This is a genomic window from Stenoxybacter acetivorans DSM 19021, from assembly GCF_000745895.1.
GTDB lineage: Bacteria > Pseudomonadota > Gammaproteobacteria > Burkholderiales > Neisseriaceae > Stenoxybacter > Stenoxybacter acetivorans.
In genome coordinates this window covers 1-14,100 of sequence record NZ_JQKE01000017.1, presented here as the reverse complement: position 1 = coordinate 14,100, position 14,100 = coordinate 1, and the positions used below count along the sequence as shown (strand labels likewise).

Here is a 14,100-nt window from a genome sequence, read left to right as displayed (position 1 = left end):
GTGAAAGGAAAATAAAGTCATTTTTATGCTTCAGGCAGCCTGAAGACATACCGATAAATTGATCGGTTGTTATGGCGAAAAAATGAAACCGATACGGTAAGCCATTTCCAAAGCGGGTAACTCGGCTTGAAAATGGCAATGGTAAACAATGAACTGACGATTGCTTGTGAGAAATCGCCGCAACTGTTTTTGTGTTTCAGGCTGCCTGAAAACAAACTCAAGTTTGCGGCAACACCCAATTATTTGGCAGGTACGGGTGCAATGGCTTCGTGAGCGGTTTGGGTGCGCTGCGGGGCTTTGTGTATCATGGTGTAGGCATAATCCACGCCCATGCCGTATGCGCCCGAATGCTCTTTCACCAACTTCATGACCGCATCATAGCTTTCTTTGCGCGCCCAATCGCGCTGCCATTCCAGCACCACTTGCTGCCAAGTAACCGGTATCACGCCTGCTTGAATCATGCGCTGCATGGCATAGTCATGCGCGGCTTTTGATGTGCCGCCCGATGCGTCTTCTACCATATAAATTTCATAGCCGCCTTCAAGTATTGCGCTGAGGGCAAAACTGTTGTTGCATACTTCGGTCCATAAACCGGATACCACCACTTTATTGCGCTGATTGGCAGCCAGTGCGTCGCGCACTTTTTGGTCGTCCCAAGAATTCATTGAGGTGCGTTCCAGCAATTTTTGATTGGGAAAAACGTCCAAGAGCTCCGGATAAGTGTAGCCGGAGAAGCTGTCTGTTTCTACTGTGGTGATGATGGCGGGAATGTTGAAGATTTTTGCGCCTTTGGCTAAGGCAACGGTGTTGTTTTTTAAAACTTGGCGGTCGATGGATTGTACGCCGAATGCCATTTGCGGCTGGTGATCAATAAAGATAACTTGGCAGTTGTGCGGCGTGAGTAATTCCAGCTTTGATTGATTCATTTGACTGTCCTTTCAAGAGATAGGCAATACAATTATGCTTCTGTTTCTTGGGTTTGGGCAATTGGTATTTTCAGACGTTATTATATTTTGTCAATCATGGTTTTCAGGCAGCCTGAAAATACATTCGGGTATTTCATGGTGATATTGATGTATTGTAAATAAACAACAATTAAAACAATTGGTTGAGCAAATGTTGTCAAAAAATTTATGCAGAAATTGAAATGTGCCGCAACCGGAAAACAAGATGTGAGACAACCCGTGCCATGACGACAAGCGGCAGTAAGGAAGTAACTGATTTGGCAAAGCAACGGCTGCAAACGGCAAATGAGCGCACCGTTTGCAGGTTCATAATAGGCAGCGGGGTTTTCAGGCAGCCTTATTCCGTGCTGCTCAAATACGAAGATTGCTTTAAGCCTCGGCAAAATTCGGCAAAATACAGATTGCGGCTTACGCTGTCGAGTTTGGCAAAGCGGGCTTTTTCTTCAAATTTATTCAGCACTTCATCGGGCGATAAATGCACATAACGCAGCATGTCTTCGATGGTGTCGTGTTCTTCCATGCCAACGTATTCCACCGTGCCGTTGTCGCGCACCAGCACATTGACCGAATCGGTGTCGCCGAATAAGTTGTGCATGTCGCCGAGAATTTCCTGATACGCGCCCACCATAAACACGCCGAGCAAATAGGGCTCACCCGCATTCAGTGCGTGAATCGGCATGCTGGATTCGATGCTTTGGCGATCCACATATTGGCTGACTTTGCCGTCGGAATCGCAGGTTAAATCCTGCAATACGGCGCGGCGGGTAGGGCGTTCGTTTAAGCGGTGTATCGGCATAATCGGCAATACTTGTCCAATTGCCCAAGTGTCCGGTAAACTTTGGAATACCGAAAAATTGCAGAAATATTTGTCAGCGAGCTTATCGGTTAATACATCAAATACTTGCCGCTGGCTGCGGTAATCGGCTTGCAGCTGCGCTCTTAATCGGCGGCACAATACGGCATACAGCTGCTCTGCCAAGGCTTTTTCTGCCAGCGGAATTTTGCCCGCCACATAATCTTCGGTGATTTCCGATAAATAATGGCTGATGCGGTGATAGGTTTCCGTGACCATTTCGCTGTCGGCAACATTCAATTTTTCCAGCAGTTTTTTGGTGGGAAAGCTCAGGTTGTCGGTGCTTTCCAGCGGCGGCATCTGTTCAGGTAGCCGCTCTACGTCGGTTACATTCATAATCAACACGGCGTGATGTGCGGTCATGGCGCGGCCGGATTCCGAAAAAATATGCGGCTGCGGTAAATTGTTTTCGGCGCAGCATTCTGCCAGCATGGACACAATCACATGTGAATATTCACCGATGTCGTAATTCATTGAACTGGCATTGCGCGAATGTGTGCCGTCGTAATCCACGCCCAAACCGCCGCCAACGTCGATGTGGTCAATCGGTAAACCCAAGGCGCGTAATTCGGCAAAATAGCGCACCGCTTCTTTGAAGCCGGCGCGGTAGTCGCTGATGTTGGCAATTTGTGAGCCCATGTGAAAGTGCATCAAGCGCACGTGCTGCGCCAAGCCTGCTCGGCTGAGTTTTTCTGCCGCTGATAATAGTTGTGTTGCCGATAAACCGAATTTACCCTTGTCGCCGCCGGTGTCTGCCCATTTGCCTGAACCCAGTGATGACAAGCGCACCCGCAAACCGATGTTGGCGGTTACACCCAAATTGCGTGATTCTTCAATCACGTAATCCACTTCAGCCTCTTTTTCAATCACAATAAAAACGTGATGTCCCAGCCGCTGCCCCATGAGTGCCAAACGGATAAATTCGCGGTCTTTGTAGCCGTTGCACACAATCGTGCCGCCTTTGGGCGCAAACGCCAGCACAATCATCAATTCCGGTTTAGAACCGGCTTCCAAGCCAATGGAAACATCATCATTTTTCGGAATAATGATGTTTTTCACCACACTTTCCTGCTGGTTCACTTTAATCGGATAAATCGCGGTATAACTGCCCTGGTAATCATTTTTGCGGATTGAGCGATTGAATGCAGCACATAGTTTCGCGACACGGTCTTGCAGAATATCGGGAAAACGCAGCAGCATCGGCAAATCTTGTCCGCGTTCATGCAATCCTTCCACCAAAACCAATAAACTCACTGCCGTATTGGATTGTGCATTCGGACGCACCATGACTTCGCCTGCATCGCTGATGAAAAAATAATCACTGCCCCAGTGGTTGATGCCGTAAAGCCCGGCACTGTCGTTTGTCGTCCAACTCATTGCGTTTATTATCCCGTTTGAGTATTGCAGTAAAATATAACCCAACAATGTATTCACACCGCTAAGCGGTTATTGCGGGTTGTTGGCTGTGATGCGGCAATCTGCTTTTTATGGTTGAGAGTGTCGGTGCGCGGAATATTCCCGCCTCGGTTTATGCTTTTTTCGCAATGGCGGCGCAGATGATACTGAGTTGCGGCAGTGCGGCAAATCCGTTGCGAGCGCGGATTATACTGTAGCAATTACTTTATTTAATCACGCCTTTACAGAAAATTTTGACTATGTATTTAATTTTGTCTCCCGCCAAAAATCTAAACGAAAACGCTGCCGTGCCGGTATCGGCTTTCAGCATGCCTTGTTTGCTGGATCAAGCTGAAGAATTGATGCCTGTTTTAAAAGCCATGCCGCCGCAAGCGTTGGCGCAGTTAATGCGTATTTCCGACAAACTGGCTTTATTAAACACCGAACGCTTTTTTCGTTGGCAAACACCGTTTACGCCGGAAAATGCCAAGCAAGCCGTTTATTTATTCAACGGCGATGTGTATGAAGGTTTGGACGCGCACAGTTTACCTGAAGCGAGTGTGGCGTACTTACAACAACATCTGGGAATTTTGTCGGGTTTGTATGGCTTGCTGCGTCCGCTTGACCTGATTCAGCCTTATCGATTGGAAATGGGAACCAAATTAGCCAATCCGCGCGGTGCGGATTTATACGCTTTTTGGGGCAATCACATCAATCGGGCAGTTAATGAGGCATTGGCACAGCAAGGCGATGATGCCGTATTGGTGAATTTGGCTTCGCAGGAATATTTTAAATCCGTTCAGGCAGCCCGTATTCACGGCAAAATCATCACACCGATATTTAAAGATGGAAAAAACGGACAATATAAAATCATCAGTTTCTACGCCAAACGCGCACGCGGCTTGATGACTCGTTTTGCCGCCGAAAACAGCATCACTGATGTGCATCAGCTCAAAGCCTTTGACGCTGAGGGTTATGGCTACAATGAAGCCATGTCCAATGAAACCGAATGGGTGTTTATTCGCTGAAAAACGGCATTGCCGCTATTTTTGCTGAAAAAACACTTGGCAAACAGATGCTGTTTCGCGTATCATGCGCCCTCTCAAGAACGGAAGCGTGGCAGAGCGGTTTAATGCAGCGGTCTTGAAAACCGTCGAGGGTTTGTCCCCTCCGTGAGTTCGAATCTCACCGCTTCCGCCAGTATCTTGCTGATTAAATTAGTGAAATTTCTGATTATCCTCGCTTAAAATATTACATTTTGCGGGGATTTATTTTTGGCGTGTGCCAAATTTGTGCCAAATTTTCGTTAAAGTGCATCAAGCAGAACCGCATTTTTATGTAAATGCATGGGTGCTAAGTGGGCATATTTTTGTACCATTTCGATGCTTTCCCAACCACCCATTTCTTTTAAATCCATTAACGGAACACCCGATTGTATCAGCCAGCTTGCCCACGTATGGCGAATGTCGTGCCAACGAAAATCGGTTAATCCTGCTTTTTGCAATGCCTCTTTCCATGTTTTGGAACAAATCCCATTTAATGGTTTTTGTGTGCGTTCATTGACGAATGCGAAAGTTTTATGTGCGCCAAACCTCCTTTCCAATACACTGACTGCTCTGTTATTTAAAGGTACACCGATTGGTCTTCCCGATTTGCTTTGGTCTGCGTGTATCCATGCAATTCTGCGATTTAAATCAATTTGAGACCATGCCAAATGCAACACGTTGGTTTGTCGCAAACCTGTCATGAAACTGAATTCTGCCAAATCCGCATACAGTTCCGGTAATGACAATATCAGCCTGTCCGCTTCTTCACGAGTCAAAAATCTGATTCGCTTTTTTGGTTCGCGATATAACGTAAATTTGGGTGCTTTATCCAGCCATTCCCATTCTCCCGAACATTTGTTTAGAACAGAACGAATCAATGTCAGATAACGATTTTTGGTGGAATCACCACATGGCAATTCGGCAACCATTTTCATGACAAAATCTCTCGTTAATAATTCCAACGGTATTCCGCGCAATGTGGCAAGTCGTCTGATTTTGGTTTTGTCGTCATTAATACTTCGTTTGTGCTGCTTCTCCTTTATCCACCGAGCGGCGGCTTCGTCCCAAGTATATTTTGGCTTATCGCCGAGCTTTTCTACACGCCATTGCTCATGCGCGATTTTGTCGTGCAGCTCTTGCGCCTGCCTCTTGTCTTGGGTGTTAAGAGAATATCTAATTCTCTTGCCGCCTTGTGTTGTGAGATTGATGTACCAAGTACCGTTTTTTCGTTGATAAATCGGCATTTTTCTTCACTCCGTTTTTGAAGTGATGCCCGCATGGCATCATTTTCTAAAGTGTTGAGGAACGCGTCAAGCGCGGGTTGAGTGATGACGTAGCTGCGACCAATGCGAACAGCAACGAGTTTGCCGCTTCTGATATGTTCGCGTATGGTTTCCATGTGGCAATGACAGAGTGCTGCTGCTTGCGCTACGTTAAATGTTTTCATGTTTTTAATCCTCGGGGTTTTGCATGTATCTGTTTTCTTCCCAGTACGGTTGCCACGCGACAAAATTCTCTTCAGGCATGGTGATTATTTTTTCTGGCGGGTGGTCTCTAATTGCAAATTGAAGTTCTTCAACCCTAAACCCTATAAGATCTGTACGAGTCATACGGACGTACACACTCGCGGAATAACGCGTCCAGCCCACGCGATCTAATTTTTCAGCCAGTTTTTTTGTTGGTACTCTTCGCAAGAATGCAACGATGCGGATATATTCAATTTTTTCCATTTCAATTCCTTCCCTGCTTCTTGGTGTCGCGGGCAAGAACACGGGTAATTACGCTTTCGCGAAATAAGCCGCCGATTACTTGTCCTCGTTGAATGTGGGCGGTATCGCGAGCGATCGCGGACGGGGTTTCGTAATAACAGGCTTTGCATCGCGATCTAAATCCAGTTTTTCTATTTTTGTTGCGGTAAAAAAATTCGGGATCGGCGGGCAAATATTCTTGGCAGCCGGTACAAAAAAGATGTAGCTCACCGTCTATAATTGTGCTTCGTTCGATTTTCATGATTTGCTCCTTTTTATTTCAGCAAAACCACTGAAATCATTGCCGCAACCGCAAGCAATATCGCAATAATAATGCTGAACCATTGCGCGGTTTTCCCAGTGCGCAATATGTCGCGGGCTTGGGCGGTTACGCGATCACTGATGTTGCCGTACAATTTATCGGCAGCAGTGGATACGGCGATTTTATGTTTCTGTCCCAGTTGTTCCAGCAATGCGTCTCGTACTTCTTCCAATTTGTCTACGGCTTCAATAACAGCGGTTGATTTGTCGTCAAAAAATTGTTCAAAGTTTTGCTTTTTGATGTCGTCTTTGTTCAGTAAGTTTTGTATTGTTGCCTGAAAATGTTCGACTAATTCTTGGTTGTATAAGTGCTGCATATACAACACAGTTATTAAAGGGTCGTTTTTGTCCAGCTGGGTTTTTGTGGCAATAAAAGTTTCATTGATGAGCCTGTTGATGATTTCAGGCACATTTTTTTCTGACGATGCAATGCTGTTTTCGGGTTCACTCATGATATTTCCTTAAACAAACAGAGACGCATATATGCGTCTCTGTATCTCTGTAAACACGATTACAACAGGTTGCCTGAAAAGGACAATTGGTCTAAAGACGTGAATAAATCTCGTTTTACCGTCAATAGACGTTGGCGGCTCATGATGCCGAATTCAGGTGTTTTTTCAACTTCATCAAACGTTAAATTGGCACTCACCATATTTTCTATGTCTTTGCCGAATGTGTCGGCAGTACGGCGAGGAATACGAATTACACCAACGATGCGGTCATGGTTATCGTTCATCACTTTGAGATCCATCAGTGATTTACCGTTTTGCTCAATCGCACCGAAAAACTCATTGCTCCACACCATGACTTTCACGGGCAATTTGTGTAGTACCGCTGCTAAGCCGTAAAAAGTATCTTCCATAGCTTGTCCGCCCGTTACTACAACATGGCAAATAACATGTACACCGTTGGCTTCCAAGAACTCAATAATGCCGTTTTCTTTCAGATAGCCCACCAGCGGCACAAAAGTCGCTGCACCGTTATCAATTACAGCAATACCCTCTGCGGTGAGTAATTCCTCAATCAGTCCGTCAAATAAGCGGCTGTCGATGTTATCGTCCTGATTAAGAATTTTGACCATTTGTGTATTCAGGGCTTTGTAGCGGCTGAATGTTTGGTTTACCGGATCAGTGTCAAAACAATGTACCGGTAAGCTGCCTGAAAAAGTTTGCGTCAGGTATTGTGCCAATATTGACGCAACCAGTGATTTGCCGACACCGCCTTTTCCCTGCAAAATAAAATGTGCTTGTTGCATGTTGGTTTCCTTAAAAAATGAAATGAATGAAACATGATTGTTGTTGCTCTTGCTCTGTACAGAGAGAAAGACACGGCTGTGTGATTTTGTCGGTGGATCAAGGAACAATACACCCAAGCCATGTCTTTCTCTCTATCAAGAAAAAGCCGCCGTGAGTTTTAAGGAAACACACGGCGGTAAAAAGAGTAATCCATTCCCACTTGATTAAATGGATTACGGAGTGAAACTTTCAGGCAGCCTATTGAATATCAACCCAATGCCCGCCCTCTTTTGGATTGCCTTGGTATTGAGTACTGCCTTTGCCTTTTAAATCTGTCCACGCATGATCAAAGTATGCGGAGCAGTATTGCGGCAGTTTGTTTTCGATAATGGTGATTTGCATATAAGGCTTGATGTTGTCGCAGAGCCGCCATTTTCCGTAGCCCGGTTTATCACAACCTCTTCTTTTCCATTCGGGATTTTCAACTGTAATGATTCTTTGATTGATGCGATTTAATTCTTTGGCATCACATCGCCCCGCGCCGTTGGCAATGGCATTGATGAGTTCGGGCATGTTTTCTTCATTGCTTGCCGGGCAAAGCTCTAAGAAATTTTTACGTCCACGCAGGGTGTCGCTCAGCTTCTTATGGTTGATGCTGAAATACCGTTTTAATGATGGGGCGCATTCACTGGGGCGATCACCCGAACTCAAACACAAGATTGCTTCACAAGCGAGGCGGACATCACCAGTGAGTAAATCACCGTCGGTGTTTTCAGCGTGAGCTATCGGCGACAATAAGGCAGCAGCGGTTAAGGAGATAAGCAGTTTTTTCATCATGGACTTCCTGAAAATTAAAGAACAGAAAAAGAAAAAGTACTTTGAAAACAAAGTACTTTTGGGTAAAAGGCGGGTTGCTTGGCTTGTGCTATGATTGAGGTTCTCACATTCAAATCCATACACAAGGAGCAACCCAGTGGAACTGATAACTTACGTATTAGAAAAATTAGTCAGTTGGAATTACTGGGACGAGGCAGCAGATATTGCAACAGTGCTATCCTTCATTGCAGCATTGATTGCCGCTTGGATTGCATACCATGCAATTAAAGTCAGCAAGCGTTCTGATATTCAACCTGACATAGATTACGAAATCGATGAACCAGAAGATGGCAAAGGTTATACAGAAATTACCATTCGCTTAGACCGATTAGAGAAACAGATGTATACCATCAAACGGATCACCTTAATTGGACCAGTTACCAGTGGTAAGGTTACTTATCAAATACTTCAAACGTTTCAACCACACAAAAAAGAGTGTACTGTCAACGTTTGGGAAGAAATGACTGAACCATACAGGATTAGATTATCAAAGCCCAGTTGGTTTGGTATCAAAAAATGGTTTATTCAGAAAGATAAATTTTTCTTCTTCAAGATATTAAAAGGAAAATGTACCATTTTTGATAAATTTCGGTTTGCCGATGTCAATATATCTGTCTTTTCAGAAAAAAAGATAAATGATCCGGAAAACAAAGGGATCACGTTGAAATTGCGAATACCACCCAGACCTAAAAAATGGAAAAATTACAAACGTTCTATTAAACTTAAATTTTTTGCCAATAAATTTCCAAATAATGTAACTACCAAAATTGAAATTATCAATACCAAAGGAAAAGTATTCTAATCTTCATGTTTTTTAGTATCTTTTATGCCGATACACCACAACATTCTAGCCAGTACCAGAGATTTATTCACAATCCATACGATAAGCAGTATCGGAGAGATGGTAACCATAATAACTATTAAGATTAATTTTAATATAAAGTTAACTACATAATATTCACACTCATAATATGAATATTCAAAATAATTGCCGATTATCATGACCAAAGCCATACAAATAGCTATTGCGCCCAGTATAACTGTGATAATGTTCATCACGTTCTGTATCATTTCCGTAGTTTCCATAGCAGCATCTTTCTATGTCGTCCCGCTGTGTGATTTTTGCCGACAGCTGTCAGGCTATACAGTAAAAATCACTTTGAAAACAAAGTGCTTTTTACAAAACCCTAAAAAATATTAATCTTCCAACTTACAAATACATCGGACGCTTCCGCCCGAATTCTTGCTCTACCGCCTGAAAAACCAATGGCACGGGTGGGCTGATTTCTTGCCATTGCACAGTTTCACGTTTCATCGGCAAACCTGCGTCAATATGCAAACGCACACAACCCAGCCAGTTAATCAGTTCATCAACCAGCGTGAAGTTGTGGCGTTCATACTCAAACCATTCTTTGCCGCTGTATTTTGTTGCCACACACTCAGTAAATTGCCGCCATACGGCTAACATGGTGCGGATATGTTCAACCTCACCCAAAGTCGCCAGCGGCACTTTTTTACAGGCAAAAGCGAGTTTATCTTTCAGGTTGAATGCTTTGAAATCAATCAATTGTGCTAATGCTAAGCGCGGACTGTCGGGCAATCCGGGCAAAGCAGGTAAAATACTGCTGCCGCCTTTGATGTCGCGGGCAACCCCGTCAAAGCCGAAACCATAACCAAAATCATGATGACAATACGCGCTGACTGTCAGTAGATAAGTGTTCAGTTGGCGCAACGGTTCAATCAAATCAGGGTGGTTTTGAAAGAAGCAGCAGCGTGTTTCAACTTCCACCAACATAACCGCTTTGCGAAATTCCCAAGCAGACGCACCGACGGCACGATAAAAATGCAGCAGGGCTGCGGGTAGATAGCCCTTATTACTTGCGGGGTTTTCCATCATGGCTTCCTGAAAAAGTAAAAGGCAATAAAAAAGCCTCTTTCCTGAAGAAAAAGGCTTGGGTAATCGGATAAATTACTTAAAAAGGCAACAAGTGTAATGAAATCTTCCTCATTTTAATTTTAGCGGTTGCCTATCAAAGTGGACTGGCGTACTCTTGCTTCAGTATAAGGGTGAATACGATTGAGCACGTCATCAATCATCGTGCGTGTTTGCTCTGTTTCGTAATGGCTCTGTAGATTCAGCCAACTTTGTGCATCAGTACCAAAGAAAGCAGCCAGCCGTAAGGCTGTATCGGCGGTAATAGCACGTTTGCCTTTCACAATTTCATTGATTCGCCGCGGCGATACATCAATGGCTTTTGCCAGTGCGTATTGGCTAATATTCATTGGCTTCAACCAATCTTCAAGCAAAATTTCACCGGGGTGAATCAAAGGAACTTGGCGTTTATTCATTATTTTCTCCATTAAATCAATGGTAATCAACGATTTCTACATGGGTTGAGTGTCCATTTTGCCAGATGAAGCAAATCCGCCATTGGTTATTAATACGTATGCTGTATTGACCTTTATGGTTGCCGCTCAACGCTTCTAAGTGGTTTCCGGGTGGAATGCGTAGAAAATTTAAATCTGTTGCTGCATGTAGTTGCTGTAATTTACGCATGGCAACGGTTTCAATGTTGGCGAAACGTTTTACTCGATTCCCTTCGAAAAGGGCTTGGGTTTCTTCGCAGTAAAAATCAGTAATCATGAATTTATAATAACGCAATTCGTTAATAACGTCAATCGTTATTAAGTCTTAGAATCGTATATTATATCGCCTTAAAAAAAACAATCACATATCGGCAGACTGTTGCCAATCTGCCGAATTTGATTGCTTACTGCCGTTTTATTACGACCACGCTCGGGTTTGACGGTATATTCGCATCAAACACCCGCATTTCGCAGTTGAGTCGGTTCAGTTCCCCGCTAGTGAGATTTTTTGTCTATTGCAGTCGGGCTATTCACAGCTTGCGCGGCGACTGAACAGCCGCGCCGTACCGCTAACTTGCTTGCTTTTCAGGGCAAGGGCGGTAATCTTTTCTCCTTGTTACCGCCGCCGCTTTCTGGTGGCGCGGGCTTAGTCGGACTGGGTTGTTAAAGAGCAGGTGTTGCTTCGATGCGGTTATATTAGCATTCTAATTTATTATTGTAAATAGTTTTGTAATTTTAAATACAGCAACGTGCAAATTAAATATTATTTGATTTTTAATAACAAATTCGTTATTATTTCAATAAATAACAAGGAGTGGGTATGAAAGACAGTGATAAGAGTTTGTATCACATTGATTTTTACGAGGATAAAAATGGAGATTCAGAACTTGTTGATTATTTAGATGACTTGGGAGAACGGAGTGCAACCAGTAAAACGGCACGAATTAATCTCGATAAAATACTGTCTTACTTCGGTTTGTTGGAGCGGTATGGGACTAGAGTAGGAAAGCCTGTTGTTAAACATATAGACGGCAACTTATGGGAATTGCGTCCACTTTCTAATCGTATTTTTTTCTTTCATTGGACAGGCAAAAAATTCATAATGTTGCATTATTTCATCAAAAAAACGCAAAAAACACCACCTCAAGAAATTGAAAAGGCTCGAGCTAAAATGAAAGATTTTATAGAAAGGAATAAACCAAATGGAAACTAAAAAACGAAAAAAAGTTAGAAATTTTGCAGACTATATGAATGATGAAACACGTGTGAGTCCCGCAGACAGGGAGCGCATCTATTTTGAGGTTGAACTCATTGGAAAAATGATTGAGGCGCGTGAAGCTCGCGGACTTTCACAGCAAGCGTTGGCAGATGTTTCAGGAGTAAAGCAACCAGCGATCGCGCGTTTGGAAAGCCTAAAAGCAACTCCTCAAATTGACACCCTTTTTAAAATACTGACCCCGCTTGGCTATACGCTTCAAATTGTTCCTATCCAACATGAGGCAATTTAAAAATTAAAAAAGCAACTGACACATAGGTCAGTTGCTTTTTTCTTTTTAACAATTAAACATTTCTGAGCCACCCCGCCAAATAACACGACCAATTACCGTATCGGCTTCACTGCGTGGAATATCAGAGAATCTGGTTTTATCAGGGTTATCACAACGGTAAATCCAACTATAATTAAAATCTACCACCAATCTACGAATAATAATTATTCCTGTTTTCCGTCGAATGGCAAATACACCATTTTCATGGGGTGTTGTGTCTAATTTATTTACAGCAACGTCATCATAGATGCCTATTACAGGGGACATACTCTCATCATTGGCTTGAATAAATTCAATATAATCAGCATCCCATTGTTTTTTCTCTAGTAGTTTTGGTTTAATCCCCGAATTACTTTTCTCTGAAGTTAGAAATGATTGTGTTTCAATGATGTTGGTTGAACGCTCAGGAATGGTGGGAGTATTTTTACCATAGAGCAACCACTCAGGAGATACGCCTAAAGCATAGGATAACTCAACAATTTTCGCAGAGCTTTGATTTCGCCCTGTTTCTAATTGTGCTATCGTTCCTTGGCTAACTTTAGATCGCCTTGCCAATTCTGCTTGGCTAAGCTCTATTTCTTCTCGCCGTTTTTTAATACGATGTCCAATATCACTCATAACTTCACACGTCTTTTTAAAAATTCCTAAATAGAGTTTATTTGTAAAATCAAGTGGATTGGCTATTGCTAATAATTAGATTGCTAATATATAATAAGAATGAGAGGAATTTAATAAGGATTATCACTATGAATTGGCAAAAAATTATTCATGATTTAGAAAATTCAGGTTTACGGCAATATCAAATAGCAAAGTTAAGTAATTGTTCTCAAGGAACAATTTCGTTTCTTTCTACAGGAAAACAGGCAAGCGTAAAATATCAAATCGGTGAGGCACTTTTAAAATTACACAAAGATTTGCAAAAAAATCAGTAAACTAATGACCCCTATCGCCCTCCCCCCACGCTACCAACGCTACGCCGAAACATTGGTGTTATGCGACGGCATCGGAGTAGCCGCCGCCATGGTGGACTATCTGTTGCAAATGCGCGGCATCATGGAACACGATCCTGCCAAGTACGGGCATCGTTGTGGCTGGTCGTGGGAAACCGCTCGGGATTTGCTCGAAAAACTCGGCTTCACCCGCCGCGCCTACGAAAAAGCCCGCCGTATTCTCCTTGATTTGGGTGTGATTGAATACCGCCGTGGCGGAGTTCATGGAAAAATGCACTGGCGGCTGAATATTGCTCGCTTAGAGCAGCTGCTTTTTGAAAAGCTCGGAAAACCTTTTTCTATTTATGCGACATTCTTTAAAAAAGACCCAAACCAGCTGCCTGAATGGCTCAATGCCGATTTATGGCAAGAATGGCTGGAAGTAGCGGAAACCAAGCGCGGTAAACCCTTTAAGCAAGCCGGTAAAAACAGCCATATACGGGCATTGACTGTGCTGCACAATCGCGGCTTGGATATTGATGCAATTTTGCGTCAAGGCTCAATTGAGGGCTGGACATATTTCAAGGTTGATGCGCTTACTGAGCAGTACAGCGGCGAGCGCGGGCGGTTGCTGAAATCAGCACAAACACAGAACATTCCGAAAAAACCAAAGCACAATCAACCGCCGCCGGAAAAAACCGAAAAGTCTGAAGAAATAAGAAAAGGTGTAAGAATTCCTAGCGTTGTTTACAGTATTTATAGGAAAATACTGTAATGAATATTCATAAAAGAACCCGTTTACTGCCCTATCAGCGTCA

The 14,100-nt window shown here is 43.4% G+C and carries 20 protein-coding genes and 1 tRNA gene; 7 read left to right on the top strand and 14 right to left on the bottom strand.

From position 1 onward, the window contains the following. Positions 1–23 precede the first annotated feature (23 nt). The 3 genes from Q384_RS02895 to speA all read right to left on the bottom strand — a co-directional run bounded on the left by Q384_RS02895 (position 24) and on the right by speA (position 3,195). Positions 24–239: a hypothetical protein gene (locus Q384_RS02895; protein ID WP_037585862.1), complete on the bottom strand. Its 216-nt coding sequence runs from the start codon at positions 237–239 to the stop codon at positions 24–26. After that, a complete protein-coding gene (locus Q384_RS02890; RefSeq protein ID WP_037585861.1) occupies positions 240–926 on the bottom strand; it encodes a hydrolase in 687 nt (228 codons plus the stop codon). A gap of 376 nt (positions 927–1,302) precedes the next feature. Further along, entirely contained in the window at positions 1,303–3,195 is a 1,893-nt protein-coding gene (gene speA / locus Q384_RS02885) for an arginine decarboxylase (protein ID WP_037585860.1), read from the bottom strand. 278 nt (positions 3,196–3,473) lie between these two features. Between speA and yaaA the strand changes: the two genes are divergently transcribed. Together yaaA and Q384_RS02875 are read left to right on the top strand one after the other, a co-directional pair. Continuing rightward, a complete protein-coding gene (yaaA, locus tag Q384_RS02880; protein ID WP_037585859.1) occupies positions 3,474–4,241 on the top strand; it encodes a peroxide stress protein YaaA in 768 nt (255 codons plus the stop codon). An 82-nt stretch (positions 4,242–4,323) separates the two neighbouring features. Next, positions 4,324–4,413, top strand: a tRNA-Ser gene (locus Q384_RS02875). Positions 4,414–4,519: 106 nt separating this feature from the next. Here the strand turns inward: Q384_RS02875 and Q384_RS13750 are convergent. The 7 genes from Q384_RS13750 to Q384_RS02845 all read right to left on the bottom strand — a co-directional run bounded on the left by Q384_RS13750 (position 4,520) and on the right by Q384_RS02845 (position 8,397). Beyond that, positions 4,520–5,467: a tyrosine-type recombinase/integrase gene (locus Q384_RS13750; protein ID WP_245608495.1), complete on the bottom strand. Its 948-nt coding sequence runs from the start codon at positions 5,465–5,467 to the stop codon at positions 4,520–4,522. Next, positions 5,356–5,706 carry a helix-turn-helix domain-containing protein gene (locus Q384_RS12865; protein ID WP_156956412.1) on the bottom strand — a complete coding sequence of 117 codons (351 nt, stop codon included), beginning with the start codon at positions 5,704–5,706 and terminating at the stop codon, positions 5,356–5,358. Before Q384_RS12865 ends, Q384_RS13750 begins: the two co-directional genes overlap by 112 nt. Positions 5,707–5,710: 4 nt before the next feature. Then, positions 5,711–5,989 carry a hypothetical protein gene (locus tag Q384_RS02865; RefSeq protein WP_037585858.1) on the bottom strand — a complete coding sequence of 93 codons (279 nt, stop codon included), beginning with the start codon at positions 5,987–5,989 and terminating at the stop codon, positions 5,711–5,713. A 1-nt stretch (position 5,990) separates the two neighbouring features. Continuing rightward, a complete protein-coding gene (locus Q384_RS13745) occupies positions 5,991–6,269 on the bottom strand; it encodes a hypothetical protein (protein WP_037585857.1) in 279 nt (92 codons plus the stop codon). A 13-nt stretch (positions 6,270–6,282) separates the two neighbouring features. Further along, positions 6,283–6,780, bottom strand: a complete 498-nt coding sequence (locus tag Q384_RS02855) for a hypothetical protein (RefSeq protein WP_037585856.1) — start codon at positions 6,778–6,780, stop codon at positions 6,283–6,285. A 59-nt stretch (positions 6,781–6,839) separates the two neighbouring features. After that, complete coding sequence (locus Q384_RS02850) at positions 6,840–7,583, bottom strand: nucleotide-binding protein (protein WP_037585855.1); 744 nt, start codon at positions 7,581–7,583, stop codon at positions 6,840–6,842. Positions 7,584–7,821: 238 nt separating this feature from the next. Further along, positions 7,822–8,397 (bottom strand): TrbM/KikA/MpfK family conjugal transfer protein, encoded by a 576-nt coding sequence (locus Q384_RS02845; protein ID WP_037585854.1) that lies wholly within the window; start codon positions 8,395–8,397, stop codon positions 7,822–7,824. Between the two features lie 139 nt (positions 8,398–8,536). Between Q384_RS02845 and Q384_RS02840 the strand changes: the two genes are divergently transcribed. After that, entirely contained in the window at positions 8,537–9,241 is a 705-nt protein-coding gene (locus Q384_RS02840; protein ID WP_037585852.1) for a hypothetical protein, read from the top strand. 408 nt (positions 9,242–9,649) lie between these two features. On the opposite strand, the gene Q384_RS02830 is transcribed toward Q384_RS02840, so the two are convergent. The 3 genes from Q384_RS02830 to Q384_RS02820 all read right to left on the bottom strand — a co-directional run bounded on the left by Q384_RS02830 (position 9,650) and on the right by Q384_RS02820 (position 11,083). Then, a complete protein-coding gene (locus Q384_RS02830; protein WP_156956411.1) occupies positions 9,650–10,336 on the bottom strand; it encodes a hypothetical protein in 687 nt (228 codons plus the stop codon). Positions 10,337–10,455: 119 nt separating this feature from the next. Then, entirely contained in the window at positions 10,456–10,788 is a 333-nt protein-coding gene (locus tag Q384_RS02825; protein ID WP_051940340.1) for a HigA family addiction module antitoxin, read from the bottom strand. Positions 10,789–10,804: 16 nt separating this feature from the next. Continuing rightward, the gene (locus Q384_RS02820; protein WP_037585849.1) at positions 10,805–11,083 is read right to left on the bottom strand and encodes a type II toxin-antitoxin system RelE/ParE family toxin; all 279 of its coding nucleotides are present in this window, start codon (positions 11,081–11,083) and stop codon (positions 10,805–10,807) included. 543 nt (positions 11,084–11,626) lie between these two features. Here Q384_RS02820 and Q384_RS02815 point away from each other — a divergent pair. Together Q384_RS02815 and Q384_RS02810 are read left to right on the top strand one after the other, a co-directional pair. After that, complete coding sequence (locus Q384_RS02815) at positions 11,627–12,019, top strand: type II toxin-antitoxin system RelE/ParE family toxin (RefSeq protein WP_211251069.1); 393 nt, start codon at positions 11,627–11,629, stop codon at positions 12,017–12,019. Continuing rightward, positions 12,009–12,314 (top strand): helix-turn-helix domain-containing protein, encoded by a 306-nt coding sequence (locus tag Q384_RS02810; protein ID WP_037585848.1) that lies wholly within the window; start codon positions 12,009–12,011, stop codon positions 12,312–12,314. Before Q384_RS02815 ends, Q384_RS02810 begins: the two co-directional genes overlap by 11 nt. 45 nt (positions 12,315–12,359) lie before the next feature. Here the strand turns inward: Q384_RS02810 and Q384_RS02805 are convergent, their stop codons facing one another. Continuing rightward, on the bottom strand, positions 12,360–12,971 hold the full coding sequence (locus Q384_RS02805; RefSeq protein ID WP_037585846.1) for an XRE family transcriptional regulator: 612 nt from the start codon (positions 12,969–12,971) through the stop codon (positions 12,360–12,362). A 128-nt stretch (positions 12,972–13,099) separates the two neighbouring features. Here Q384_RS02805 and Q384_RS02800 point away from each other — a divergent pair, with 128 nt between their 5' ends. Together Q384_RS02800 and Q384_RS02795 are read left to right on the top strand one after the other, a co-directional pair. Then, a complete protein-coding gene (locus Q384_RS02800) occupies positions 13,100–13,285 on the top strand; it encodes a helix-turn-helix domain-containing protein (RefSeq protein WP_037585845.1) in 186 nt (61 codons plus the stop codon). 4 nt (positions 13,286–13,289) lie between these two features. Further along, positions 13,290–14,057: a hypothetical protein gene (locus Q384_RS02795; RefSeq protein WP_037585843.1), complete on the top strand. Its 768-nt coding sequence runs from the start codon at positions 13,290–13,292 to the stop codon at positions 14,055–14,057. Positions 14,058–14,100 lie beyond the last annotated feature (43 nt).